Genomic DNA, 23,472 nt, shown 5'->3' on the forward strand with positions numbered 1-23,472 from the left:
ACGCCGATGACCAAGACCAATCCGGGACGGTTCTTCGAGGATTACACGATCGGCCAGACGATCCGCCACGCGGTTCCCCGCACGGTGGCCGAGGGGGAACGGGCGCTGTACCATGCGCTCTATCCCGCGCGGCATGCGCTGTATTCCTCGGACGAGTTCGCGATCTCCTGCGGGCTGGACGGCAGCCCGCTGGACGACCTGCTGGCCTTCCAGACGGTCTTCGGCAAGACCGTCCCGGATGTCAGCCTAAACGCCATCGCCAATCTGGGCTATGCGCAGGGGCGCTGGCTGCGGCCGGTCTGGCCGGGCGACACCTTGCGCGCCGAAAGCCAGGTGATCGGGCTGCGTGCGACCTCGAACGGGCAGGCGGGGGTGGTCTGGGTGCGCACCACCGGGCTGAACCAGATGGACGAGGCGGTGCTGGACTATGTGCGATGGGTGATGGTGCGCAAGCGCGATGCCGCCGCGCCCAGCCCCGATCCGGTGGTTCCCGATCTGGCCCCGGCGGTCGAGGCCGCCGATCTGCTGGTGCCGGACGGGCTGACCTTCGACGGCTATGATTTCGATCTGGCGGGCGAGCCGCATCGCCTGTCCGACTATGCCATCGGCGAGAAGATCGACCATGTCGATGGCGTCACCATCGAGGAGGCCGAGCACATGCTGGCCACCCGCCTGTGGCAGAACACCGCCAAGGTCCATTTCGACACGACCCATCGCCCCGACGGGCAGCGGCTGATCTATGGCGGCCACATCATCAGTCTGGCCCGCGCGCTGTCCTTCAACGGGCTGGCCAATGCGCAGATGATCGTGGCGCTGAACGCGGGCGCCCATGCCGCGCCCTGCTTTGCGGGCGACACGGTGCGAGCCTGGTCCGAGGTGCTGGACACGGCGCCGACAGGGGCGCCGGGCGTGGGCGCGATCCGGCTGCGCCTGGTCGCCACCAAGGGCGACAGCGCGGCCATGATGCTGCGCGACGATCAGGGGAAGTACCTGCCCGACGTGCTGCTGGATCTGGACTACTGGGCGCTGATGCCCCTTTGACGCCATGCCCCGACTCGCCCCGGATCACCCGCTGCCGGACCTGTTGCCGCTGCATCGCCCGAGACGATGGTTACTTGTGATCACAGCCGCCGCGACTGTGATCACAAAGCCCCGTTTCCGCGGCAAATCGGCGCGCGGGGTGGACGTTGCAGGTGACAGAGGGCATCTATGGGGTCAAGAACGGCACCAATCGCCAGCCCGCGCGGCCAGCCCAGCCCATCGGGGGCCCTGCGCCGGGATCAAGCTGAACCGACAAAGGAGGGCCGCCAATGGCCGACGTGAACCGGGGTAACCGGCCGCTTTCCCCCCATCTTCAGGTCTATCGCCTGCCCATTCCCGCCGTGACCTCGATCCTGACGCGGATCACCGGTCACGCGCTGGTCGCGGGCATCGTGCTGCTGGTCTGGTGGCTGGTCGCCGCCGTCAGCAGCCCCGGCGCCTTCGCGGCCGCCGATTGGGTGCTGCGGTCCTGGCTGGGCTTTCTGGTCATGACGGCCTCGGCCTGGGCGCTGTGGTTCCACGCGCTGTCGGGCGTGCGGCACCTGTTCTACGACAACGGCCTGGGGCTGGAGATCGAGAACGCCAAGCGCGCCTCCTGGGGCATCATCATCGGTTCGGTCGTCCTGACGATCCTGAGCCTGATCATCTTCTTCGTCAGCTGAGGGCCCCGCATCATGCGCTATATCACCCCCCGCAAGGCGGCCTCGGGCCTGGGTTCGGCCCGTTCGGGCACCACGCATCACTGGAACATCACGATGAGCAGCTATGCGCTGGTCATCCTGACGCCGCTTTTCCTGATCGCGGTCGGCGGGGCCATCGGCCTGAGCCAGCCCGAGGTCGTGGCCCATTTCGGCCGGCCCTTCCCGGGCATCATCACCGCGCTGTTCGTGATCGTGGGGATGCTGCATTTCATCAAGGGCTCGCAGGGCGGCGCCATCGCCGACTATGTCCACGGCACCGCCCAGCAGCTGACCATGGTCGCCATCGCGATCTTCGGCTGGGGCGTCATCGCCGCTGCGATCTTCGCGCTGGCGAAGATGGCCTTCACCATCATTGCGATCTGAGGACGACATGGCAGCCTACGAAACAATTACGCATGACTATGACGTCGTCGTCGTCGGGGCCGGCGGCGCGGGCCTTCGGGCCGCCCTCGGCATGGCGGAACAGGGCCTGCGCACGGCCTGCGTGACCAAGGTCTTCCCGACCCGCTCGCACACCGTCGCGGCGCAGGGCGGCATCGCCGCCTCGCTGTCCAACATGGGCCCCGACAGCTGGCAATGGCACATGTACGACACCGTCAAGGGGTCGGACTGGCTGGGCGACACCGACGCGATGGAGTATCTGGCGCGCGAGGCCCCCAAGGCGGTCTACGAGCTGGAGCATTACGGCGTTCCCTTCAGCCGCACCGAGGATGGCCGCATCTACCAGCGCCCCTTCGGCGGCCACACGACCGAATATGGCGAAGGCCCCCCGGTGCAGCGCACCTGCGCCGCCGCCGACCGCACCGGCCACGCGATCCTGCACACGCTCTATGGCCAGTCGCTCAAGCATAACGCGGAATTCTTCATCGAATATTTCGCGCTGGACCTGATCGTCACCGACGGGCGCTGCACCGGGGTCGTCTGCTGGAAGCTGGACGACGGCACCATGCACATCTTCAACGCCAAGATGGTGGTGCTGGCGACGGGCGGCTATGGCCGCGCCTATTTCAGCGCGACCAGCGCCCATACCTGCACCGGCGACGGCGGCGGCATGGTCGCACGGGCCGGGCTGCCGCTGCAGGACATGGAATTCGTGCAGTTCCACCCGACCGGCATCTACGGCTCGGGCTGCCTGATCACCGAGGGCGCGCGCGGCGAGGGCGGCTATCTGACAAACTCGGAAGGCGAGCGCTTCATGGAGCGCTATGCCCCCACCTACAAGGATCTGGCCAGCCGCGACGTGGTCAGCCGCTGCATGACGCTGGAGATCCGCGAGGGTCGCGGCGTGGGTCCCGACAAGGACCACATCTTCCTGAACCTGATGCACCTGCCGCCCGAGACCCTGAACGAGCGTCTGCCGGGCATCAGCGAAAGCGCCAAGATCTTCGCGGGCGTCGATCTGACCCGCGCGCCGATCCCGGTCATTCCGACCGTGCATTACAACATGGGCGGCATTCCCACGAACTATTGGGGCGAAGTCCTTGCGCCGACGCCGGAAAACCCCGACGCGATCTTCCCCGGCCTGATGGCCGTGGGCGAGGCCGGCTGCGCCTCGGTGCATGGCGCGAACCGCTTGGGCTCGAACAGCCTGATCGACCTGGTGGTCTTTGGCCGGGCCGCGGCGATCCGGGCGGGCGACGTGATCGACCGCGTGGGGGCTGTGCCCTCGGCCGATCCGAGCCAGGTCGAGAAGGCGCTGGACCGCTTCGACGGTCTGCGCCACGCCAAGGGCACGACCGGCACGGCCGAGCTGCGCGACGAGATGCAGCGCACCATGCAGGCCGATGCCGCCGTCTTCCGGACCGACAAGACCCTGGCCGAGGGGATGGAGAAGATGGGCGCCATCGCCGGGAAGCTGGATGACCTGAAAGTGACGGATCGCGGATTGATCTGGAACACGGACCTGATGGAAACGTTGGAGCTGACCAACCTGATGCCCAACGCCCTGACGACGATCGTCGCGGCCGAGGCCCGCAAGGAAAGCCGGGGCGCACATGCGCACGAGGATTATCCTGAGCGGGATGACGCCAACTGGCGCAAGCATTCGCTTGCCTGGGTCGATGGGAACAAGGTTAAACTGGCCTACCGCCCCGTTCACCTGGAGCCCCTGACAAAGGCCGAAGACGGCGGGATCGACCTGACCAAGATCGCTCCGAAAAAAAGGGTTTACTGATGCGTTTCAATCTTCTTGCCGCCTGCGGGCTCGCCGTCGCCACCCTGGCGGGCTGCGTCGCCCCGATCCCCGTCGCGGCACCTGTCGTTCCCTCGGCCCCTGTCGCGACCGCGCCCACGGTGCTGGACGCCGCCTCGCGTCAGATCGCCCGCAACGTGGTGGACAGCGAGATGCAGCGCCGCCTGCCGGGCGTGAACGTCTCGCCCTATACCGATTGCGTGATCAACAACGCCACCACCGCCGAACTGATCGACATCGCCCAGATGTCGCGGTCAGGTGTGACGGGCGCGGCCGACAGCGTGGCGTCGATCGTCTCGCGGCCGACCACGACGCAGTGCATCGCCGCTGCGGCGCGCACGGCGTAAGGCCATGATCGCGCAGGCACGGCGCGTCGTCTGGCTGCCTTTGGTGGCAGTCGTGGCGGCCTGCGGTCCGATCCCGGTGGATCAGGCCGAGCGCGTGTGCCTGCGCGATGCGGATCTGGCCCAGGGCCCACGCGGCAGCATTGCCATGGGCGTGGGCTCGGGAAACAGCGGAACCCGCGGCTATGGCGGGATCGAGCTGGAGATCAGCGGCGATTACCTGCGCGGCCGCGATCCGTCCGAGGTCTTCAGCCGCTGCGTCCAGCGCCGCTCGGGACAGATGCCCGTGCGGGCATTGGCCGACCAGCCCGGCTGGCGGGGCGCGACATGAGCCGCCCGCTGATCCTGCATGTCGGCGTCCAGAAGACCGGCACCACCTCGCTGCAGCGCTTCCTGCGCCGGTCGTCCGAGGCGTTGTCGGACGTGCTGATCGTGCGGACCCCCGAGGAGGGCACGCCGATGCGCCCCCTGGGCCGCGCGGCCGTCGCCGCCAGCCTGTACCGGGACCCCGATCTTCGTCTGGCGCTGTCCGATGCCTTCGGCGTGGTTCTCGACACGCTGCCCGAGGGGCCGCAGACGGTCATCCTCAGCCACGAGAACCTGGCCGGGGCGATGCCGGGCAATGGCGGCGAGACGCGGCTTTATCCGGCTCTGCCTGACCTGCTGGCGCCGCTGATGGATCAGGCCGCCGCGCGCGGCTTTGCCCCGCAGGTCGCGATCTATACCCGCCGCATGGCCGCGTGGCTGCCCTCGGTCTGGGCGCAGGCCGTGCGCACGGACGGCTATCGCGGCACCTGGGAGGCGTTTCAGGCCGAGACTGCCGATCTGCCCGGCTGGGGCGACCTGATCCGGCGCCTGACGACGGCGCTCGGCCCCGAGCGTGTCACCCGGCTGAAGCTGGAGGACGAGCCCGATCCCGAGCGTCCGGGCCGCCAGCTGCTGGACCTGGCCGGGATCGATCCGGCCCGCCTCGATGCCCTGCCGCCGCTGGACGGGCGCGGCATGGAGCAGCTGAGCGCGAATGCCACCGAATTCCTGCGCCGCCTGAACGGGCTGGCGCTGAACCCCCATGCCCGCGACCGGGTGGCCGATCTGGTCTCTCGCTCGCAACCCCTGTTTACGGCGCCATCGCCGTCCGAAGGCACTCTCTGAAAGGAGCATCCCATGGTTCAGTTCACCCTGCCCAAGAACAGCCAGATCCGGGTCGGCAAGACCTGGCCCAAGCCCGTCGGCGCCACCAACGTCAAGACGTTCAAGATCTATCGGTGGGATCCCGAGACGGGTGACAACCCGCGTCTGGACACCTATATCATCGATCTGGACAAGTGCGGCCCGATGATGCTGGACGCGCTGATCAAGATCAAATCCGAGATCGACCCGACCTTGGCTTTCCGCCGCTCCTGCCGCGAGGGGATCTGCGGATCCTGCGCGATGGTCATCGACGGCGGCAACCATCTGGCCTGCATCTATGGCATCGACGAGGTGAAGGGCGACGTGTCGATCTATCCGCTGCCGCATATGGCGGTGGTCAAGGACCTGGTCCCCGACCTGACGCATTTCTATGCCCAGCACGCCTCGGTGAACCCCTATCTGCAAACCAAGACGCCCACGCCGGGCAAGGAATGGAAGCAGTCGATCGAGGATCGCAAGAAGCTGGACGGGCTCTACGAGTGCATCCTCTGCGCCTCCTGCTCGACCGCCTGCCCGTCCTACTGGTGGAACGGCGACCGCTATCTGGGCCCCGCCGCTCTGCTGCACGCCTATCGCTGGATCATCGACAGCCGCGACGAGGCCACCGGCGAGCGTCTGGACGAGCTGGAGGATCCCTTCAAGCTGTATCGCTGCCACACGATCATGAACTGCACCAATACCTGCCCGAAGGGGTTGAACCCGGCCAAGGCGATCGCGTCGATCAAGCACATGATGGTCGAACGCGCGGTCTGATCCGACCGGTTGCAAGTGGGTATTTGGACAAAGAAGAAGGCCCGGAGCGAGAACTCCGGGCCTTTCGTCTATCCCTCGATGCGGGTGAAGTCCGCGATCTGGCGGCCGGCGTCGCGGATGCGCGAGAGCAGGTTCAGGCGGTTGCGGCGCAGGATCTGGCTGTCGGCATTCACCTGCACGGCCTCGAAGAAGGCGTCGATGGGGCTGCGCAGGGCGGCGATGGCGGACATGGCGGCGGGGAAGTCCTCTGACGCCATGGCGTGGCGGATCGCGGGCGTAGCGGTGTCCAGCGCGGTGAAGAGGGCGCGTTCCTCGTCGGTCTCGGCGAACTTCACGTCGGCGCCGAAGCTGTATTCGACGCCGTCCTTCTCCTCGGCCTGCGCCAGGATGTTGCCGGCGCGCTTGAGGCCCTGCGTGAGGTTTTTCCCGTCCTCGGTCTGCAGCATGTCGTTCAGGGCAGTGGCGCGGTTCACCACCTGCACGAGGTCGTCGTTACCCTCCTGCGCGAGGATGGCGTCGATGATGTCGTGGCGGATGCCCTGATCGCGGAGATGGACCTTGAGGCGGTCGTGGAGGAAGGAATTTAGGTGCACTTTTTCTTCATCGTCAAATTTCCAAAAATGGAGTGTGACGTGCCGCCCTTCCTCTTTTGCAAGCGCAACTATATCGTACTTTTCACGAATATGCTTCTGCGATCCCTGATCTATTACATGCGCGTTCTCTTGCACTTCACTGTAGGTATCTGGAAGCACGCGCACGCTATGCGATGTAATCAGGTCTTTCAGGCGCAGTCGGATTTTATTGCTTAATACCAGCCGGATCACCCCCAACGCCGCCCGGCGCAGCGCATAGGGGTCCTTCGACCCCGTCGGCTTTTCATCAATCGCCCAGAACCCCGTCAGCGTGTCGATCTTGTCCGCCAGCGCCACGGCGACCGACACGGGCGCGGTCGGCACCGCGTCGGACGGGCCGAGCGGCGCGTAGTGGTCGCGGGTGGCGTCGGCCACGGCCTCGGGCTCTCCGGCCTCCAGCGCGTAGTAGCGGCCCATGGTGCCCTGCAGTTCGGGGAACTCTCCGACCATCGCCGAGCGCAGGTCCAGCTTGGCCAGACGGGCGGCGCGGTCGGACTGATCGGGGTCGGCGCCGACCAGAGGCGCGATCTCGCGGGCAAGCGCCGCGATGCGGGCGATGCGGTCGGCCTGCGAGCCCAGCTTGTTGTGGAAGGTCACCGAGGTCAGGCCCTCGGCCCAGGCCGCCATGCCAGATTTGGCCTCGCGCAGGTCGTTCTCCCAGAAGAAGGCGGCGTCGGACAGGCGGGCGGCCAGCACGCGCTGGTTGCCGGCGAGGATCGTGGCGCCGTCATCGGGGGTCTCGATATTGGCGACGGTGACGAAGCCCTCGATCCGGCCCGTCTTCGGGTTGCGGGCCGAGAAGAACTTCTGATGCTCCTTCATCGAGGTCTGCAGCACCTCGGGCGGCAGGGCCAGAAAGCGATCCTCGATCACGCCCATCAGGGGGACGGGCCATTCGACGAGGCCCGCGACCTCGGCCAGCAGCGCCTCGTCGGGGACGATCTGCCAGCCGCGCGCGAAGGCCAGGTTCTCGGCCTGCGACCGGATCTCGGAGGCGCGTTCCTCGGCATCCAGCATGACACGGGCGCGGCGCAGCTTGGCGGCGTAGTCGTCAAACCCGGTGACGGGGAAGGCGTCGGGAGCCATGAAGCGGTGGCCGCGGGTGGTGTTGCCGGCGGTGATGCCATCGACGGTCAGGGGGACGGTTTCGGCGCCCGCCTCGTCGGAGAGGATGCAGAGGATCGCGTGCAGCGGGCGGACCCACCGCAGGCTGCCCGCGCCCCACCGCATGGATTTGGGCCAGGGGAAGGCGCGGATCGTGGCGTCCAGGACCTCTGCGACGATGGCAGAGGCGGGACGGCCCTCATGGGTGATCGTGGCGAACCAGACCTGGCCCTTCTTGTCGTCGCGCGCTTCCAGCTGGTCGCGGGTCAGGCCGGTGGAACGCAGGAAGCCCTCCAGCGCCTTTTCGGGGGCATCCGTGCGGGGGCCCTTGCGCTCTTCGCGGGTGGTGGGGCTGTGGGTGGTCAGGCCCTCGACGGTCAGGGTCAGGCGGCGGGGGGTCGAGAAGGCCCCGGCGCCGGCATAGATCAGGCCCGCCTGCACCAGCCCCTCGGTCACCAGGCGCTTCAGGTCCTCGCGGGCGCGGGCCTGCATGCGGGCGGGGATTTCCTCGGAAAGCAGTTCGATCAGCAGGTCGGGCATCAGTCCATCACTCCGCGTTCCGGGGTCTTGTCAACATATTGGTGCCAGCCATAGACGCGGCCGTCGGGATAGACGGCCAGCACCCGGTCCACGTCGGGGCGGATGTCGCTGACCGACAGGACGGCGCGGGCGGTGCCGTCGGCCAGATCGGCGCCGATCTGCGCGGCGTCGAAGCAGTCGAACCAGCGCGGGGCGTTCAGCGGCGTGGCGCCCTCGAAGGGGATGGCGTCGGCGGGCATCGCCTCGACCGTCGTGCAGGCCCGCCAGCGCAGCGGAGAGCTGTCCGCGTCGATCCCCTCGAAGCCGGTCAGGGTCAGCGCCTGCTCACCTGCGGGGGTCGTCACCGCCAGCGCGGCGCCGGGGCCGGTCGCGTCGATGGGCTCGTAATAGCCGTATTCCTGCGCATACCACATGCCGCCGCCTGCGGCGATGGCGCTGCCCAGCAGGGCCAGGGCCGCGACCTTGCCCCAGTTCATGCGGCGACCCCGCCTGCGGCATCGGTGGTCAGGAACAGATCGGCGCAGCCCTTGGCCAGCGTGCGCACCCGGCCGATATAGGCCTGCCGCTCGGTGACCGAGATGACGCCGCGCGCATCCAGAAGGTTGAAGATATGGCTGGCCTTGATCGCCTGATCATAGGCGGGATGGGCCATCGGGATCACGCGGCCCGCGCTGTCGGTGCGGTCCGCGCCCAGGATGCGGGCGCATTCGGCCTCGGCATCCTTGAAATGCTGGAACAGCGTGTCGGTGTCGGCCTGGTCGAAGTTCCAGCGACTGTATTCCTGTTCGGTCTGGCGGAAGATGTCGCCATAGGACAGCGGGATGGGCGCGTCGGGATCGTTGAAGGGCATGTCCATGACATGTTCCACGCCCAGCACATACATGGCCAGACGTTCCAGACCGTAGGTCAGCTCGCCCGAGACCGGCTTGCAATCATGCCCGCCGACCTGCTGGAAATAGGTGAACTGGCTGACCTCCATCCCGTCGCACCAGACCTCCCATCCCAGGCCCCAAGCGCCGAGGGTGGGGGATTCCCAGTCATCCTCGACGAAGCGGACGTCATGGACCATCGGGTCCAGCCCGATGGCGCGCAGGCTGCCCAGATACAGTTCCTGCAGGTCGGGGGGCGAGGGTTTGATGATGACCTGATACTGGTAGTAGTGCTGCAGCCGGTTGGGGTTCTCTCCGTACCGCCCGTCGGTGGGGCGGCGCGAGGGCTGGACATAGGCGGCGGCCCAGGACCGGCTGCCCAGGGCGCGCAGCGTGGTCGCCGGGTGGAAGGTGCCCGCGCCGACCTCCATGTCGTAGGGCTGCAGGATGGCGCAGCCCTGTGCCGCCCAATAGGTCTGCAGCGCCAAGATGATCTCCTGGAAGCTGCGGGGTCGGTTGGGGCTGGTCATCGGGCCGTCCTTTTGCATTAATCGGGGGCAGGGCGCCCGCGTCTTCTAGGCGCAGGGTGCCACAGGGTCAATAAAGGCCGGGCAGCGGGCAGCGGTCCCGCGACAGGATGGCAGGGGCAGGATGATGGGCAAGGCGACCCCGATGCGGCGGCGCGTGGCGGCGATGGTTCTGGCAACGGCGCTGCCGGGGATGGCGCTGGCGCAGGAGGCGGTGATCCGGCTGGAGGCCAAGCGCCTGCCCGGCGCCGCGACCGAAGCCGCGGCGGGCTGGGCCGCGCGGTTCGACGATGTGGTGACGCTGCCGCTGCCGGGCGGCTGGACCGGGATCGCGCTCGGGCCGCTGGACCCGGCCCAGGCCGAGGCGCGGCTGCGCGATCTGCGCGCGGCGGGTGCGGTGCCGGGGGACAGCTTCGTCAGCGTGCCGGCGCCGGGCACGGCGCTGACGCCGGCGGGGGGTGGTCCCGAGGCGGGCCTTGGGGACGCGACCGCGCCGGTGGCCTCGCCGCCGCCCGGCAGCTTCCTGCAGCTGGCAAGCTTTGCCGACCGCGCCGAGGCCGAGGCGGCGCTGGCCCGGACGCGCGAGGAGTTCCCCGGGGCGGGTCTTTGGGATCTGCCCGAGGGGCGCTTTGCCGTGGCCCTGGGCCCGGTGGCGGAGGAGGCCGCGCGGGCCTGGCTGCCGGTGCTGGCCGAGGCCGGGCTGATCCCCGAGGATGCGATGCGCGTCGACGGGGCCGATCTGGGACAGCCGCTGGACGAAGGGCAGGCGCCCGACCTGCCGCTGCCCGATGCGGCGCAACCGCTGCCGCCTCTGCACGAGGTGCAGCGCGCGCTGCGATGGGCCGGGCATTACGCCGGAGAGATCGACGGCAAGGACGGTCCCATGACCCGCGCCGCGATCCGGGCAGAGATCGCCGAAGGCCGGGCCTCGACCGATCCCGGCACCGCGCTGCAGCACCTGATCGCCGCGCGCGCGGAGTGGCGCGACCGGATGGGGGTCGCCCCGCTGCGCGACGACGCGACCGGGCTGACCGTGGCCGCGCCGATGGGCGCGCTGCAATTCGACCGGGCCGAGCGGGCGCTGTCGATCTATGGGCCCCGCGACGGCTCGGGCGCGGCGCTGATCCTGTTCAGCCAGCCGGGCGGCCAGCAGGAGCTGCTGGATCTGGCGGGGCTGGTGACCGCGCTTGGCTGGGTGCCCGCGCCGGACCGCAATGTGCGGCAGGGCCATGTCACCCTGCGGGGCGCCAACGACGCCCATATCGGCGCCGCCGAAGGCTGGGTCCGCGACGGCCGGGCCGAGGGCTGGGTGCTGATCTGGCCCGCAGCCGATCCCGACACGCAGGCCCGGCTGACCGCCGAGCTCAGCGACAGCCTGGCCCGCCACGCCCCCGGCGCGACCGAGGCACCCGCGCCCATGGACCCCGCAGGCCCTCCCCCCGAAACGATCTCCGCCCCCGACGCCGCGTCCCCCGTCCTGCCCTAGGCCCGCCAGAAGCGCGGCAGCAGCAGCACCAGGACCGAGACCAATTCCAGCCGGCCGAGGAACATCCCGAGGGTCATCAGCCATTTGGCCGAGGTCGGGAATTCGGCGATGGATCCGTTCGGGGTGATCTCGGGGCCCCAGACAGGGCCGATATTGGCGATGGCGGTCCAGGCGGCGGTCAGGGCGGTGCGCGGATGCAGCCCGGTCAGCGACAGACCGACGATCAGCAGCCCGAAGGTCAGGAAGAACAGCGTGAAGAAGGCCATGACCGAATCGACCACGTCCTGCTCCAGCGGATGGCCGTCATAGCGCAGCGGATAGACCCGGTGCGGCGACTGCATGCGGCGGATCTGGGCGCGCACCGCCTCGAACAGCACCAGATAGCGGAAGACCTTGACCGAACAGCCCGTCGACCCGGTGCAGCCGCCGATCAGCCCGCAGATGATCAGCACGGTCAGCGACAGATGCCCCCAGCCCGTCATGTCGGTCGAGGCGAAGCCCGTGCCCGAGAAGGTCGAGATGGTGTTGAACACGGTTTCCCGCAGCAATTCCTCGGGATCCCCGGTCTGCCCCAGCCAGAGGACGCGATAGAGCAGGATGATGATGCAGGCATAGGCGATCCAGCGCAGATAGGCCCGCACCTGCGTGTCGCGCCACAGGGGCCGCGCCTGCCCGCGCATCAGCTGCACCATGCGGATGAAGGGGATCGAGGCCAGCACCATGAACACGCAGGCCGCCCATTCCGCAGGCCCCAGAAAGGCGCCGAAGCTGGCATCGTAGTTGGAAAACCCGCCGGTCGAGACGGTACTGAACGCCTGCACGACCGCGTCGAAGCCACTCATCCCCAGAAGCAGGTAGGTGACGAGGCAGGCGCCCGTCAGGATCAGGTAGAGGCGGGTCATCTCTCCGGCGATCTGGCCCGCGCGGGGCAGCACCTTGCCAAGCGTGTCGAAGCCCTCGGACCGGAAGAACTGCATGCCGCCGACCTTCATCACCGGCAGGAAGACCATGGCGACGACGACGATCCCCAGCCCCCCGGCCCAGTGCAGGATCGCCCGCCACAGATGAATGCCCCGCGCCAGATCGTCCAGCGCCGGAAAGACCGTGGTGCCGGTGGTGGTGAACCCCGACATCGATTCGAACATCGCGTCGGTGAAGGTCGCATTGGGCATGCCCAGCATGAAGGGCAGGCAGCCGAACAGCGGCAGCACCAGCCAGATCCCCGAGGTCAGCAGGAAGGCCTGATGCAGGCTCAAGTGGTCATAGCGCCCCGCCGTCGCGGTCGAGACCAGCAGCCCCGCCACCATGGTCAGAGCGCTGGATTGCAAAAAGACCTCCCAGTGCGGATCGCCATGCCACCAGTCCACCGCCATGGGCGCCAGCATGAAGGCCCCGAGGACGGTCAGGATCCTGCCGATCGGATGGGCTACGGGGCGGAGGTCGATCATCGATCCTGCTTGCCGCGCGCCCGTCCGCGCGTCAAGACGGGCCGCACAAGCGCCGGAACTTCCTCGGCCCGGCCCCGCGGGATCGTCCGATCGGCACCGCATCGCGCCCGCCGCCCCTTGAATGGTCCCTCCGGGCAGGTTACGTTTTATGCAACCAGTCATCGGAGGGCGTGTGTCATGACGCCCAAGCGTCCTGCGGGTGCGGGCGCGTTCCCGAACATCACGGTCGAGCCGTCAGGCACCCGACTTCCCGAGGAAGGGCCGCTTTATGCTGCGCTGGACCTCGGGACGAATTCTTGCCGGATGCTGATTGCCCGTCCGACGGGCAGTCAGTTCCAGGTCATCGACAGCTTCTCCAAGCCGGTTCAGCTTGGTCAGGGGCTGGAAGCTTCGGGACGCCTGTCCCGCAGTTCGATGGCGCGTACCATCCACGCATTGCAGGTCTGCCGGCGCAAGCTGGACCAGCACAAGGTCCGCAACATGCGCCTTGTGGCGACCGAGGCCTGCCGCCGGGCCCGCAACAGCCGCGATTTCATGCGCACCATCCGCCGCGAGACCGGCCTGCCGATCGAGATCATCGGCTCCGAGGAAGAGGCGCAGCTGGCGGTGATCAGCTGCGCGCCCCTGGTCAGCCACAAGACCGAGACGCTGATGGTCGTCGATATCGGCGGCGGGTCCACGGAACTGGTCTGGATCGACCTCGAGGACGTGGAGCCCAAGGAACGTCCCCGCGCGATCATGCGGCTGGCGGACGGCTTCGGCAATCCGCAGCCCGGCGGCGCGCGGGTCGTGGACTGGATCAGCGTGCCCCTGGGCGTGGCGACGCTGCGCGATCAGTTCGCCGATGTGGAGGACGATCAGGGCCGCTTCGCGCTGATGAGCTGGTTCTTCGAGGAGGCCTTGGCAAACTTCACCCCCTATGCGGACGGATCGCCCGACGAGGGGTTCCAGATCATCGGCACCTCGGGCACCGTGACCACGGTCGCGGCCAGTTTCCTGGGCCTGCGCCGCTATGACCGCACCAAGGTGGACGGGCTGGAGATGACCAGCGACCAGATCGACCGGGTGATCCATTCCTATCTGCAGCTGGGTCCCGAGGGACGGCGCACCGATCCGCGCATCGGGCGCGAGCGGCATGCGCTGATCATGTCGGGGGCGGCGATCCTGCAGACATTGATGCGCGTCTGGCCCACCAACAAGCTGTCGGTGGCCGATCGCGGGCTGCGCGAGGGGTTGCTTTATGCTCAGATGGTGCGCGATGGGGTCCTGACGCCGGACGGCCTGAACGGAGTGGCATGAGATGACGAAGACACCGACCAGCCGCGAGGGCAAGACCAGCGGCCGCGGCGCCCGCGACCTGCGCGTGCGCGTGAAATCGGCCAAGGGGCGCAAGCTGTCCTCGACCCTGTGGCTGGAACGGCAGCTGAACGACCCTTACGTGGTGCGTGCCAAGCGCGAGGGCTATCGCGGGCGGGCGGCCTACAAGATCCTGGAGCTGGACGACAAGTACCGCTTTTTGGTGCCCGGCGCGCGCGTGGTCGATCTGGGCTGCGCGCCCGGCGGCTGGTGCCAGGTGGCCGTGGCCCGCGTGAATTCCCTGGGCGAGAAATCGGGCAAGAAGGTCGGGCGCGTGCTGGGGCTGGACCTGCAGGAGGTCGACCAGATCCCCGGCGCCGAGATCCATGTGCTGGATTTCCTGGCCGAGGGGGCCGACGATCAGGTCAAGGCCTGGCTGGGCGGGCCGGCCGATGTGGTGATGTCGGACATGGCGGCCTCCAGCTCGGGGCACAAGGGCACCGACCACATCCGCATCGTGGCGCTGGTCGAGGCGGCAGCGCAGCTGGCCTTCGACGTGCTGGAGCCGGGCGGCACCTTCGTCGCCAAGGTGCTGGCGGGCGGCGCCGAGGTCGAGATGCAGACCCTGCTGAAGAAGCGCTTCACCAAGGTCGTCAACGTCAAGCCTCCGGCCAGCCGCAGCGATTCGTCCGAGAAGTTCGTGGTGGCCACCGGGTTCAAGGGACGCGAGCAGGCTGACCAGGACTGACGGGGGCGTTTCTGTCGGCCGCCGGGCAGACGTCACGCTGCGATGGATGCTTTCAGGACGATGAAAGGCTGAGGGCGGAGGTCCGTCTGACCTCACGGCTGGCGCATCTGCACACGATAGGCCTCGGGCGTGCGGCCGGTGGCGGTCACGAAGGCGCGGGTCAGGTGGGCGTGGCTGGCATAGCCCAGATCCTGCGCGATCCGCCCCGGAGGGCAGTCGGTGTGACGCAGCAGCTCGGCCGCCCGGTCCAGCCGCAGCCCGTGCAGCAGGTCCACCGCCCGACGTCCCCGCGCCTCGAGGCAGCTGCGGTCCAGGACCGTCAGCGTGGTGCCCAGATCCTGCGCCAGCCCCGCGAGGCTGCGGCATTGGCCCAGCTCGACCGCCGCCAGCGCCAAGAACCGCTCGACCAGCGGGCGGTCGGGGCGGGGTGCGTCGGCATTGGCCGCATTCCCGCGCGTGGCGGCAGGGACGCGGCCCGGTTCGGGATCAAGACGCGACAGGCGCAGGGACAGAAGGTTCAGATGGCAGGCCAGCGCCCGGCGGTCTGTGGCCCGCGCGGCCTCGTCGGCCAGATCGCGCAGGGTGACCAGCAGGGCCGCACCGCCCGCGCCCGGATGACCGGCGGTCACCTGCCGGGGCAGGGCTGGGTCCAGATCGGTCGTCAGATCGGGGGCGAGGGTCAGGACATGCCCCTCGGCCCCGGGCAGGGGATGGGCGGCCAAGGCGGTGCCGGCGGGGATGAAACGCAGCGAGCCGGGCTGCATCTCGGTCGCCTGCCGCGCGATCTGCAGGCGCATCCGGCCCGAGACCAGCCAGATCAGCAGGTGCTCGGGGCGCGTGCGGGGCAGGGCGGGGGTGCCGCCGCGCCGAACCCCCGGCCCGGCCCAGGCAAAGGCGGCCAGCGGCATCAGCCTGAGACCGGGCCGGTGGGGGGCAAGACGGGAGGGCGCGGCGCTTGGTACCGGGTCGGGATGCGTCATGGGTCCCGCAGCATCGGTCGGCGCGGCCCAGGGGATCGGCGGGGTTCCGGCCTCGGGGATGCGGGCCGCGGTCACCGCCTCGGCGGCGCAGGGCGGTCGGGCAGGGGCCTGTGGCCTCAGCCGTGTCGGAGAGAAGGGGAACCCCTCCTGCCAGTGCGTGCGACCCCAAAGCGTCATGATGTCCGCGTCCGATCAACAAGGTGCAGGGGCCGTGATGCGTCAGCGCGTGCCCCGTGGCACGCCTTACAGCATCCTTGGCCTCACATTATGAAAACGCGGTTGACGCAGCAGAGGTTTCGCAATCAGAACGCGAGTTCACGCAGTTGCGTTGCCGGCCTGCCACATCTGCCAGTCGCGCATCCGCCCCCGGAACCAGATCCGCTGCGCCTTGGCATATTGGCGCGAGGCGATGACCGCCCGCTCGCGCGCCTGCGCCAGCGTCAGATGGCCCTGCAGATGGGCGATCAGCTCGGGCGCGCCGATGGCCTTGGCCCATTGCGCCGCCGGATCCCAGAGGGGCAGCATCGCGCGCACCTCGTCCAGCGCGCCCTGATCCAGCATGGTGTCAAAGCGCAGGGCGATGCGCTCCGCCAGCCAGTCGCGGTCGGCGGTGATCACGAGGCGCTGGCACTCGGCGGGGGCGATCAGCGGTGGCGGCGTGTCGGCCTGCCAGTCGGCGATGCCGCGCCCGGTGGCCTGCCAGACCTCCCACGCTCGCTGGACGCGGGCGGGGTTCTGCAGGTCGATGGCCGCGCGCGAGGGGGCGTCCAGCTCGGCCACCAGCGCCGCCAGACCGCCCGGTTCGGCCAGCCGCGCATCGGCCAGGCGGCGCAGATCCGGCGGCGTGGCGGGGATCGGTGCCAACCCCCGCGTCAGCGCGGTCAGGTACAGCCCGGTGCCCCCCGCCACGATCAGCCGCTGCCCGGTCAGGGCCGCCACCTCGCGCAGCCAGTCGCCGACCGACCAGACCTCGCCCGGCGCGACATGGCCGTAAAGCGCATGGGGCGCCGCCGCCAGATCAGCCGCCGAGGGGCGCGCCGTCAGCACCCGCCAGCAGGACCAGACCTGCAGCGCATCGGCATTGACCACCAGCCCGCCCTGTGCCTCTGCCACGGCCAGCGCCAGCGCCGATTTGCCACTGGCGGTCGGTCCCGCGATCAGCAGGTGGCGCGAGGCGTCGATCTGTGTCAGGTCAGGGTCGCGCATGGGTCCTCCGGGCAGTTGAACCTTCGGGCCTTTTGCGACATTTAACGGCGCGATGAAAGCGACCGGCGACAGGAGCCCCCCGATGACCACCGAGACCCCCAGGCAATATGGCCGCGTGATGCTGAAGATCTCGGGCGAGGCGCTGATGGGCGACCAGGGCTATGGCCTGCATCCGCCCACCGTCGCCCGCATCGCCAGCGAGGTCGAGGCCGTGCAGGCGATGGGCGTCGAGGTCTGCATGGTCATCGGCGGCGGCAACATCTTCCGCGGGCTGCAGGGCAGCGCGCAGGGGATGGAGCGGACCACCGCCGACTATATGGGCATGCTCGCCACGGTGATGAACGCGCTGGCCATGCAATCCTCGCTCGAGGCGCGGGGCCTGCATTGCCGCGTGATCAGCGCGATCCGCATGGACGAGGTCTGCGAGCCCTATATCCGCCGCCGCGCCATCCGCCATCTGGAGAAGAAGCGCATCGTGATCTTCGCCGCCGGCACCGGAAACCCGTATTTCACCACCGACACGGCCGCGACCCTGCGCGCATCGGAAATGAACTGCGAGGTCATCTTCAAGGGCACCAAGGTCGATGGGGTCTATGACAAGGATCCGGTCAAGCACGCGGATGCGCAGCGCTATGGCGATGTGACCTATGACGAGGTGCTGCAGAAGCATCTGGGCGTGATGGACGCCTCGGCCATCGCGCTGGCCCGCGACAACAAGCTGCCGATCATCGTCTTCTCGCTGGATGCGCCGGGCGGGTTCCGGTCGATCCTGGAGGGGCGCGGAACCTATACCCGTGTCCATCACTGAGCCTGCCATGACCCTGCGCGCGCGCGTCGACGCGTTCATCCACGGCCCCCGGGCCCAGGCCTTCATCATGGCCGTCATCCTGTTCAACGCCCTGATCCTGGGGCTGGAGACCTCGCGCACGCTGATGGCGGCGGCGGGGCCGCTGATCCTGGCGCTGGACGCGCTGTGCCTGATGATCTTCGTGGTCGAGATCGGGCTGAAGCTGTTCGCGCGCGGCCCGCGCTTCTTCCGCGACGGCTGGAACATCTTTGACGTGATCGTGGTGGGCATCGCGCTGATGCCCGCGACCCAAGGGCTGTCGGTGCTGCGCGCGCTGCGCATCCTGCGTCTGCTGCGCATCGTGTCGGTCACGCCGCGCCTGCGCCGCGTGGTCGAGGGGTTCCTGTCGGCCCTGCCCGGCATGGCCTCGGTCTTCCTGCTGATGGGGATCATCTTCTACATCTTCGCGGTGATGGCGACCAAGCTGTTCGCGGCGGCCTTTCCCGACTGGTTCGGGGATCTGGGCAACTCGGCCTATTCGCTGTTCCAGATCATGACGCTGGAAAGCTGGTCGATGGGCATCGTGCGCCCGGTGATGGAGGTGTTCCCGCAGGCCTGGATCTTCTTCGTGCCCTTCATCCTGGTCACCACCTTTGCGGTGATGAACCTGGTGGTCGGCCTGATCGTGAACTCGATGCAGGAGGCCCATCAGGAGGAAGGCAATGCCGCCACCGAGGCCTATCGCGACGAGGTGCTGGCGCGCCTGACCACCATCGAGGAACGCCTGTCCCGGCAGGAGGGCGGGGGCACGCGATCCTGATCACAGCTTGCCGAATGTGCAGGCAAAGGCTTTGCCAAGCTGCGGCAGAGTGGTTACAAGCGGAAAAAATCAAGACAGAAGGCAGTCCACATGGCTGAGGACATCGACATCGACACCGACGATCTGGAACGGCGCATGAAGGGTGCCATGGACAGCCTGCGCGGCGAATTTTCCAGCCTGCGCACCGGACGGGCCGCGGCCTCGATGCTGGACCCGGTGCAGGTGGACGCCTATGGGCAGATGACCCCGATCAACCAGCTGGGGACGGTCAACGTGCCGGAATCGCGGATGGTGACGATCAACATCTGGGACAAGGCCATGGTCGGCAAGGTCGAGAAGGCCATCCGCGAAAGCGGCCTGGGCATCAACCCGCAGCTGAACGGCACGATCATCATGCTGCCGATCCCCGAGCTGAACGAGGAACGCCGCCGCGAGCTGACCAAGGTCGCCGCCCAATATGCCGAAAGCGCCCGGGTCTCGATCCGGAACGTGCGTCGCGACGGCATGGATCGGGTCAAGAAGGGCAAGGCCAACGGCATGCCCGAGGACGACCAGAAGCTGTACGAAACCGAGATCCAGTCCCTGACCGACCGCATGATCGCGGCGGTGGACGAGGCGCTGACGGCCAAGCAGGCCGAAATCATGCAGGTCTGAGACGGCAATGGCATTGGCTCGGGGCGCAGCGGCGGTATCTGACGGGGGCGCACAGCCCCGCCACGTCGCCATCATCATGGACGGCAACGGCCGGTGGGCCACCGAACGCGGCTGGCCGCGTCTGGTCGGGCACCGCCGGGGCGCCGAGCGGGTCAAGCAGATCGTGCGGGCCTGCCCCGAGCTGGGCGTGGACTGGCTGACGGTCTATGCCTTCTCGACCGAGAACTGGAAGCGCTCGACCGAGGAGGTCCTCGGGCTGATGAAGATCTTCCGCCGCTACATCCAGTACGAGGCCGAAGGCATGGCCTCGGAGGGCGTGCGGCTTCGCTTCATCGGCGGGCGCGAGCGGCTGGACCGCAAGCTGCAGGACCTGATGGCCGCGATCGAGGCCCGCACGGCGGGGAACACGCGTCTGAACCTGACCGTCGCCATCAACTATGGCGGCCGGGACGAACTGCTGCGCGCCTCGACGCGCCTCGCCGACAAGATCGCCCGGGGCGAGGTCGAGACGCCGGGCCAGGCCGATCTGGAGGCCTGCCTGGACACTGCCGGACAGCCCGATCCCGACCTCGTGATCCGCACCTCGGGCGAGACGCGGGTCTCGAACTTCCTGCCCTGGCAGGCGGCCTATTCGGAATACGAGTTCACGCCGACCCTGTGGCCCGATTTCACCCCCGATCATCTGGCGGCGATCCTGGACCGCTTTGGCCTGCGCGACCGCCGCTTCGGGGGCGCATGACGGAGAGCCGGATCCCCCGCGGGGCCGCCCCCGGGAAATGGGGGGACCTGTCGCGGCGCGTCGCCTCCACGCTGGTGCTTCTGGGCATCGGGGTGATGCTAGCCGTGGCCGAGGGGCTGTGGCTGCGCCTGGCCATGGCGGTCATCTCGGCCATCACCTTCTGGGAACTGGCGGCGATGACCGGGTGGAAGAACCCGGCCCGCCACGTGACCCTGTTCGGGCGCTCCCGCCCCATCGCGCTGGCCGCCATCGCGGGCGTGTCGCAGGCGCTGGCCCTGACCGACTTTCATCCGCTGGCCTGGCTGGCGCTGCTGCTGCCGATCCTGCTGGGCCTGCCGGGCGCCGCCACCCGCGACCGTGCGACCTATGCGATCTTCGGCACCGCCATCCTGCTGGTCGCCTATGAACTGGTCGTGTTCCGAGAGGCTTACGGGCTGAACTTCGTGCTGTGGCTGATGGGCGTCATCATCATCTCGGACACGTTCGGCTATTTCTTCGGTCGGATGATCGGCGGGCCCAAGTTCTGGCCCTCGCTCAGCCCCAAGAAAACCTGGTCGGGCAGCGTGGCGGGATGGATCGGTGCCTGCCTTCTGGGGGCCGGCCTGTGGATCTGGGGTCAGGGCGACGTGGCGCTGATCTGGGTCTCGCCGATCGTCTGCTTCGCGGGCCAGATGGGCGACATCGCCGAAAGCTGGCTGAAGCGGCGGGCGGGCGTCAAGGACAGTTCGAACCTGATCCCGGGCCATGGCGGTTTCATGGATCGTTTTGACGCAGTGACGGGCGCGGTGCTGGCCACCATGGTGATCGGATTCCTGACCAGCCTGCCCGTGGTGAACTGACCGATGCGACGCATTTCCATCTTCGGCGCGACCGGCTCGGTCGGCGCGAACGGCGTCGATCTGATCCGGCATGCGGGCGGGGCGGCGACCTATCATACCGTGGCGCTGACCGGCGGGCGCAACATCGCGCTGCTGGCGCAGATGGCGCGCGATTTGCGGGCCGAGATCGCGGTGACCGCCCATGACGAGCTGCTGGACGAGTTGCGCGCCGCGCTGGACGGCAGTGGCATTGCGGCGGGGGCCGGCACCGCCGCGCTGATCGAGGCCGCCGCCCGTCCCGCCGACTGGACCCTCTCGGCCATCGTGGGGTCCGCAGGGCTGGCGCCGGGCCTGACGGCCTTGGCGCAGGGCGGCGTGCTTGCCTTGGCCAACAAGGAATCACTGGTCTGCGCGGGCAGCCTGCTTCGGGCCGCCACGGCACGCTCGGGCGCCACGATCCTGCCGGTCGACAGCGAACATTCCGCCGTCTTTCAGGTGCTTGGCAGCGAGAACCTCGACAGCGTCAAGGATGTGACCCTGACCGCCTCGGGTGGTGCCTTCCGGGACTGGCCGCTGGAGCGGCTGGCCACGGCGACGGTGGATCAGGCCTCGACCCATCCCAACTGGGCCATGGGGCAGCGCATCACCATCGACAGCGCCTCGATGTTTAACAAGGCGATGGAGGTGATCGAGGCGAAGGAGCTGTTCGGTCTGGGCGCCGACCGCATCAAGGTGCTGGTCCACCCCGAGTCGATCATCCACGCCATGGTCACCCATCATGACGGTGGCACCATCGCCCATCTGGGCGCGCCCGACATGCGCCATGCCATCGGCTTTGCCCTGCACTGGCCCGACCGCCGCCCCCTGCCGGTGGCCGCGCTGGATCTGGCCGCCATCGGCAGCCTGACATTCCGCGCCCCCGACGAGGCCCGCTGGCCCGCCCTGCGCCTGGCGCGCGAGGTCATGGCGGCGGGCGGTGCAGCCGGCGCGGTCTTTAACGCGGCCAAGGAACAGGCGCTGGACGATTTCATTGCCGGAAACATCCGGTTCACCGACATGGCCCCCCGGGTCGAGGACACGCTGGCCGCCCTGTCGGGCGAGGAAGGCTTTGGCCGCGATCCGGTCGACCTTGCCTCGGTCCTGGACTGGGACAATCTTGCCCGACGAAAGGCCGCCCGATGCTTGACATGATCGCCCAGACCACCGGCACGCTCTGGACGCTGGCGGCCTTCGTCGTCGCGCTGGCGGTGATCGTGACGGTTCACGAATACGGCCATTACATCGTCGGGCGCTGGTCCGGCATCCGGGCCGAGGTCTTTTCGGTGGGCTTCGGCCCGCGGCTCTATGCGCGCACCGACCGGCGGGGGACCATCTGGCAGGTCGCGGCGCTGCCCTTGGGCGGCTATGTGCGGTTTCTGGGCGACGACAACGCGGCCAGCGCCGGGCCGGGGCAGGCGGTCGATCCAGCCCTGCGCCGCCAGACGCTGCAGGGCGCGCCGCTTTGGGCGCGCTTCGCCACGCTGCTGGCGGGGCCGGTCTTCAACTTCGTGCTGTCGATCCTGATCTTCGGCGGTTTCGCCATCGTGCAGGGTCTGCCTGTGGACGAGGTGCGCGTGGGCACCATCAGCGACGCGCCGCCCGCCATCACCAACGAGCTGCAGCCCGGCGACCGCATCCTGGCGCTTGGCGATCTGCCTGTCGAAAGCTGGCGCGACATCGGCGCCGCGACCGAGACTTTGCCCGCCGCCACGACCCATCCCTGGCAGGTCGAGCGGGACGGCCAGACCCTGACCGTCGCCGGGCCCGACCCGATGCCCGCGCGCATCAGCGGCGTGGCGCCGCGCAGTGCGGCGGCCGAGGCCGGGATGCGGGCGGGCGACGTGGTGCTGGCCATCGACGGCGAGCCGGTCGCACGCTTCACCCAGATGCGCGAGGCGGTCGAGGCCGCCGAGGGCGAGCCCCTGTCCCTGCGTCTCTGGCGCGCGGGCGCGGGCGAACTGGACGTGACGCTGCGCCCCAAGCTGTCCGACCTGCCCGCCGAGGGCGGCGGCTTCGAGCAGCGCTGGCTGATCGGGGTCACCGGGGGCGAAAGCTTCTTCGCGCCGCAGACCCGCAGCGCCGGGCCGCTGGAGGCGCTGTCCCTGGGCGCGATCCAGACCTGGGGGATCATCACCTCGTCCCTGACGGGGATGTGGGCGATGATCTCGGGCCAGATCGGCACCTGCAACCTGGGCGGCGCGATCAGCATCGCGGAAAGCACGGGGCAGGCGGCCAGCGCGGGGGGCGCGAACTTCCTGTGGTGGATCGCGGTCCTGTCGGCGGCGATCGGGTTCCTGAACCTGCTGCCCATTCCCGTCCTGGATGGGGGGCACCTGATGTTCTACACCTACGAGGCGCTGCGCGGGCGCCCGCCCTCGGACAAGGCGCTGAACCTGCTGACGGCGATCGGCATGGCGGCGGTGCTGTCGCTGATGGTTTTCGGCCTCACGAACGATCTTTTCTGCCCATAGGGCGCATGCGCTTTTGACAGGCCCGCCCTGTTCAGGCAAAGACCGTAGGCAAAACGACAGCCCGAAGAGGGCGCGTGCAGGCCGGAA

The 23,472-nt window shown here is 68.7% G+C and carries 24 protein-coding genes; 18 read left to right on the top strand and 6 right to left on the bottom strand.

Annotation, left to right across the window (positions count from 1 at the left end):
• Positions 1-6: 6 nt before the first annotated feature.
• From FA743_RS05880 to FA743_RS05915, 8 genes are all read left to right on the top strand, one after another.
• Positions 7-1,041, top strand: a complete 1,035-nt coding sequence (locus FA743_RS05880; protein ID WP_136884939.1) for a MaoC family dehydratase — start codon at positions 7-9, stop codon at positions 1,039-1,041.
• A 269-nt stretch (positions 1,042-1,310) separates the two neighbouring features.
• Positions 1,311-1,703, top strand: a complete 393-nt coding sequence (gene sdhC / locus FA743_RS05885) for a succinate dehydrogenase, cytochrome b556 subunit (protein ID WP_136884940.1) — start codon at positions 1,311-1,313, stop codon at positions 1,701-1,703.
• Positions 1,704-1,715: 12 nt separating this feature from the next.
• Positions 1,716-2,105 carry a succinate dehydrogenase, hydrophobic membrane anchor protein gene (locus tag FA743_RS05890; RefSeq protein WP_135313024.1) on the top strand — a complete coding sequence of 130 codons (390 nt, stop codon included), beginning with the start codon at positions 1,716-1,718 and terminating at the stop codon, positions 2,103-2,105.
• Positions 2,106-2,112: 7 nt separating this feature from the next.
• Positions 2,113-3,915 (top strand): succinate dehydrogenase flavoprotein subunit, encoded by a 1,803-nt coding sequence (gene sdhA / locus FA743_RS05895; protein WP_136884941.1) that lies wholly within the window; start codon positions 2,113-2,115, stop codon positions 3,913-3,915.
• Positions 3,915-4,280, top strand: coding sequence for a hypothetical protein (locus FA743_RS05900; RefSeq protein WP_136884942.1), 366 nt, complete (start codon positions 3,915-3,917; stop codon positions 4,278-4,280). Before sdhA ends, FA743_RS05900 begins: the two co-directional genes overlap by 1 nt.
• A gap of 4 nt (positions 4,281-4,284) precedes the next feature.
• Positions 4,285-4,608 (top strand): hypothetical protein, encoded by a 324-nt coding sequence (locus FA743_RS05905; protein WP_136884943.1) that lies wholly within the window; start codon positions 4,285-4,287, stop codon positions 4,606-4,608.
• On the top strand, positions 4,605-5,429 hold the full coding sequence (locus tag FA743_RS05910; protein ID WP_136884944.1) for a hypothetical protein: 825 nt from the start codon (positions 4,605-4,607) through the stop codon (positions 5,427-5,429). Before FA743_RS05905 ends, FA743_RS05910 begins: the two co-directional genes overlap by 4 nt.
• 12 nt (positions 5,430-5,441) lie before the next feature.
• Positions 5,442-6,221 carry a succinate dehydrogenase iron-sulfur subunit gene (locus tag FA743_RS05915; protein WP_136884945.1) on the top strand — a complete coding sequence of 260 codons (780 nt, stop codon included), beginning with the start codon at positions 5,442-5,444 and terminating at the stop codon, positions 6,219-6,221.
• 68 nt (positions 6,222-6,289) lie between these two features.
• Here FA743_RS05915 and glyS read toward each other — a convergent pair whose 3' ends face one another.
• From glyS to FA743_RS05930, 3 genes are read right to left on the bottom strand one after another with little or no spacing between them, the layout of a single operon-like run.
• Entirely contained in the window at positions 6,290-8,497 is a 2,208-nt protein-coding gene (gene glyS / locus FA743_RS05920; RefSeq protein ID WP_136884946.1) for a glycine--tRNA ligase subunit beta, read from the bottom strand.
• Positions 8,497-8,973 (bottom strand): DUF6446 family protein, encoded by a 477-nt coding sequence (locus tag FA743_RS05925; protein ID WP_136884947.1) that lies wholly within the window; start codon positions 8,971-8,973, stop codon positions 8,497-8,499. Before FA743_RS05925 ends, glyS begins: the two co-directional genes overlap by 1 nt.
• A complete protein-coding gene (locus tag FA743_RS05930; RefSeq protein WP_136884948.1) occupies positions 8,970-9,896 on the bottom strand; it encodes a glycine--tRNA ligase subunit alpha in 927 nt (308 codons plus the stop codon). Before FA743_RS05930 ends, FA743_RS05925 begins: the two co-directional genes overlap by 4 nt.
• Before the next feature lie 121 nt (positions 9,897-10,017).
• Between FA743_RS05930 and FA743_RS05935 the strand changes: the two genes are divergently transcribed.
• Positions 10,018-11,379, top strand: a complete 1,362-nt coding sequence (locus FA743_RS05935; RefSeq protein ID WP_211242199.1) for a peptidoglycan-binding domain-containing protein — start codon at positions 10,018-10,020, stop codon at positions 11,377-11,379.
• Here FA743_RS05935 and FA743_RS05940 read toward each other — a convergent pair.
• Complete coding sequence (locus FA743_RS05940; protein ID WP_136884949.1) at positions 11,376-12,827, bottom strand: TrkH family potassium uptake protein; 1,452 nt, start codon at positions 12,825-12,827, stop codon at positions 11,376-11,378. The genes FA743_RS05935 and FA743_RS05940 overlap by 4 nt on opposite strands.
• A 177-nt stretch (positions 12,828-13,004) precedes the next feature.
• Between FA743_RS05940 and FA743_RS05945 the strand changes: the two genes are divergently transcribed.
• Both FA743_RS05945 and FA743_RS05950 read left to right on the top strand, forming a co-directional pair.
• Complete coding sequence (locus FA743_RS05945; protein WP_136884950.1) at positions 13,005-14,126, top strand: Ppx/GppA phosphatase family protein; 1,122 nt, start codon at positions 13,005-13,007, stop codon at positions 14,124-14,126.
• 1 nt (position 14,127) lies between these two features.
• Positions 14,128-14,871: an RlmE family RNA methyltransferase gene (locus tag FA743_RS05950; RefSeq protein ID WP_136884951.1), complete on the top strand. Its 744-nt coding sequence runs from the start codon at positions 14,128-14,130 to the stop codon at positions 14,869-14,871.
• Between the two features lie 92 nt (positions 14,872-14,963).
• Here FA743_RS05950 and FA743_RS05955 read toward each other — a convergent pair whose 3' ends face one another.
• A complete protein-coding gene (locus FA743_RS05955) occupies positions 14,964-16,028 on the bottom strand; it encodes an AraC family transcriptional regulator (RefSeq protein WP_136884952.1) in 1,065 nt (354 codons plus the stop codon).
• Between the two features lie 138 nt (positions 16,029-16,166).
• Entirely contained in the window at positions 16,167-17,057 is an 891-nt protein-coding gene (gene miaA / locus FA743_RS05960) for a tRNA (adenosine(37)-N6)-dimethylallyltransferase MiaA (protein WP_136884953.1), read from the bottom strand.
• 82 nt (positions 17,058-17,139) lie between these two features.
• On the opposite strand from miaA, the gene pyrH reads away from it, so the two are divergent.
• The 7 genes from pyrH (at position 17,140) to rseP (ending at position 23,385) form a co-directional block, all read left to right on the top strand.
• Positions 17,140-17,865 carry a UMP kinase gene (gene pyrH, locus FA743_RS05965; RefSeq protein WP_136884954.1) on the top strand — a complete coding sequence of 242 codons (726 nt, stop codon included), beginning with the start codon at positions 17,140-17,142 and terminating at the stop codon, positions 17,863-17,865.
• Between the two features lie 7 nt (positions 17,866-17,872).
• The gene (locus tag FA743_RS05970) at positions 17,873-18,664 is read left to right on the top strand and encodes an ion transporter (RefSeq protein WP_136884955.1); all 792 of its coding nucleotides are present in this window, start codon (positions 17,873-17,875) and stop codon (positions 18,662-18,664) included.
• 90 nt (positions 18,665-18,754) lie between these two features.
• A complete protein-coding gene (gene frr, locus FA743_RS05975) occupies positions 18,755-19,318 on the top strand; it encodes a ribosome recycling factor (protein WP_136884956.1) in 564 nt (187 codons plus the stop codon).
• 7 nt (positions 19,319-19,325) lie between these two features.
• The gene (gene uppS / locus FA743_RS05980; RefSeq protein WP_211242200.1) at positions 19,326-20,057 is read left to right on the top strand and encodes a polyprenyl diphosphate synthase; all 732 of its coding nucleotides are present in this window, start codon (positions 19,326-19,328) and stop codon (positions 20,055-20,057) included.
• Entirely contained in the window at positions 20,054-20,896 is an 843-nt protein-coding gene (locus FA743_RS05985) for a phosphatidate cytidylyltransferase (protein ID WP_136884957.1), read from the top strand. Before uppS ends, FA743_RS05985 begins: the two co-directional genes overlap by 4 nt.
• 3 nt (positions 20,897-20,899) lie before the next feature.
• Positions 20,900-22,066, top strand: a complete 1,167-nt coding sequence (gene dxr / locus FA743_RS05990) for a 1-deoxy-D-xylulose-5-phosphate reductoisomerase (RefSeq protein ID WP_136884958.1) — start codon at positions 20,900-20,902, stop codon at positions 22,064-22,066.
• The gene (rseP, locus tag FA743_RS05995; RefSeq protein WP_136884959.1) at positions 22,054-23,385 is read left to right on the top strand and encodes an RIP metalloprotease RseP; all 1,332 of its coding nucleotides are present in this window, start codon (positions 22,054-22,056) and stop codon (positions 23,383-23,385) included. Before dxr ends, rseP begins: the two co-directional genes overlap by 13 nt.
• The last annotated feature ends 87 nt before the right edge of the window (positions 23,386-23,472 follow it).

The sequence above is a fragment of the Paracoccus gahaiensis genome (genome assembly GCF_005048225.1).
Taxonomy (GTDB): domain Bacteria; phylum Pseudomonadota; class Alphaproteobacteria; order Rhodobacterales; family Rhodobacteraceae; genus Paracoccus; species Paracoccus gahaiensis.

What these genes read in the sequence shown, in the direction of transcription:
- FA743_RS05880 (WP_136884939.1), top strand. Translation starts at nt 7, where the DNA reads ATGACCAAGACCAATCCGGGACGGTTCTTCGAGGATTACACGATCGGC.
- sdhC (WP_136884940.1), top strand. Translation starts at nt 1,311, where the DNA reads ATGGCCGACGTGAACCGGGGTAACCGGCCGCTTTCCCCCCATCTTCAG.
- FA743_RS05890 (WP_135313024.1), top strand. Translation starts at nt 1,716, where the DNA reads ATGCGCTATATCACCCCCCGCAAGGCGGCCTCGGGCCTGGGTTCGGCC.
- sdhA (WP_136884941.1), top strand. Translation starts at nt 2,113, where the DNA reads ATGGCAGCCTACGAAACAATTACGCATGACTATGACGTCGTCGTCGTC.
- FA743_RS05900 (WP_136884942.1), top strand. Translation starts at nt 3,915, where the DNA reads ATGCGTTTCAATCTTCTTGCCGCCTGCGGGCTCGCCGTCGCCACCCTG.
- FA743_RS05905 (WP_136884943.1), top strand. Translation starts at nt 4,285, where the DNA reads ATGATCGCGCAGGCACGGCGCGTCGTCTGGCTGCCTTTGGTGGCAGTC.
- FA743_RS05910 (WP_136884944.1), top strand. Translation starts at nt 4,605, where the DNA reads ATGAGCCGCCCGCTGATCCTGCATGTCGGCGTCCAGAAGACCGGCACC.
- FA743_RS05915 (WP_136884945.1), top strand. Translation starts at nt 5,442, where the DNA reads ATGGTTCAGTTCACCCTGCCCAAGAACAGCCAGATCCGGGTCGGCAAG.
- glyS (WP_136884946.1), bottom strand. Translation starts at nt 8,497, where the DNA reads ATGCCCGACCTGCTGATCGAACTGCTTTCCGAGGAAATCCCCGCCCGC.
- FA743_RS05925 (WP_136884947.1), bottom strand. Translation starts at nt 8,973, where the DNA reads ATGAACTGGGGCAAGGTCGCGGCCCTGGCCCTGCTGGGCAGCGCCATC.
- FA743_RS05930 (WP_136884948.1), bottom strand. Translation starts at nt 9,896, where the DNA reads ATGACCAGCCCCAACCGACCCCGCAGCTTCCAGGAGATCATCTTGGCG.
- FA743_RS05935 (WP_211242199.1), top strand. Translation starts at nt 10,018, where the DNA reads ATGATGGGCAAGGCGACCCCGATGCGGCGGCGCGTGGCGGCGATGGTT.
- FA743_RS05940 (WP_136884949.1), bottom strand. Translation starts at nt 12,827, where the DNA reads ATGATCGACCTCCGCCCCGTAGCCCATCCGATCGGCAGGATCCTGACC.
- FA743_RS05945 (WP_136884950.1), top strand. Translation starts at nt 13,005, where the DNA reads ATGACGCCCAAGCGTCCTGCGGGTGCGGGCGCGTTCCCGAACATCACG.
- FA743_RS05950 (WP_136884951.1), top strand. Translation starts at nt 14,128, where the DNA reads ATGACGAAGACACCGACCAGCCGCGAGGGCAAGACCAGCGGCCGCGGC.
- FA743_RS05955 (WP_136884952.1), bottom strand. Translation starts at nt 16,028, where the DNA reads ATGACGCTTTGGGGTCGCACGCACTGGCAGGAGGGGTTCCCCTTCTCT.
- miaA (WP_136884953.1), bottom strand. Translation starts at nt 17,057, where the DNA reads ATGCGCGACCCTGACCTGACACAGATCGACGCCTCGCGCCACCTGCTG.
- pyrH (WP_136884954.1), top strand. Translation starts at nt 17,140, where the DNA reads ATGACCACCGAGACCCCCAGGCAATATGGCCGCGTGATGCTGAAGATC.
- FA743_RS05970 (WP_136884955.1), top strand. Translation starts at nt 17,873, where the DNA reads ATGACCCTGCGCGCGCGCGTCGACGCGTTCATCCACGGCCCCCGGGCC.
- frr (WP_136884956.1), top strand. Translation starts at nt 18,755, where the DNA reads ATGGCTGAGGACATCGACATCGACACCGACGATCTGGAACGGCGCATG.
- uppS (WP_211242200.1), top strand. Translation starts at nt 19,326, where the DNA reads ATGGCATTGGCTCGGGGCGCAGCGGCGGTATCTGACGGGGGCGCACAG.
- FA743_RS05985 (WP_136884957.1), top strand. Translation starts at nt 20,054, where the DNA reads ATGACGGAGAGCCGGATCCCCCGCGGGGCCGCCCCCGGGAAATGGGGG.
- dxr (WP_136884958.1), top strand. Translation starts at nt 20,900, where the DNA reads ATGCGACGCATTTCCATCTTCGGCGCGACCGGCTCGGTCGGCGCGAAC.
- rseP (WP_136884959.1), top strand. Translation starts at nt 22,054, where the DNA reads ATGCTTGACATGATCGCCCAGACCACCGGCACGCTCTGGACGCTGGCG.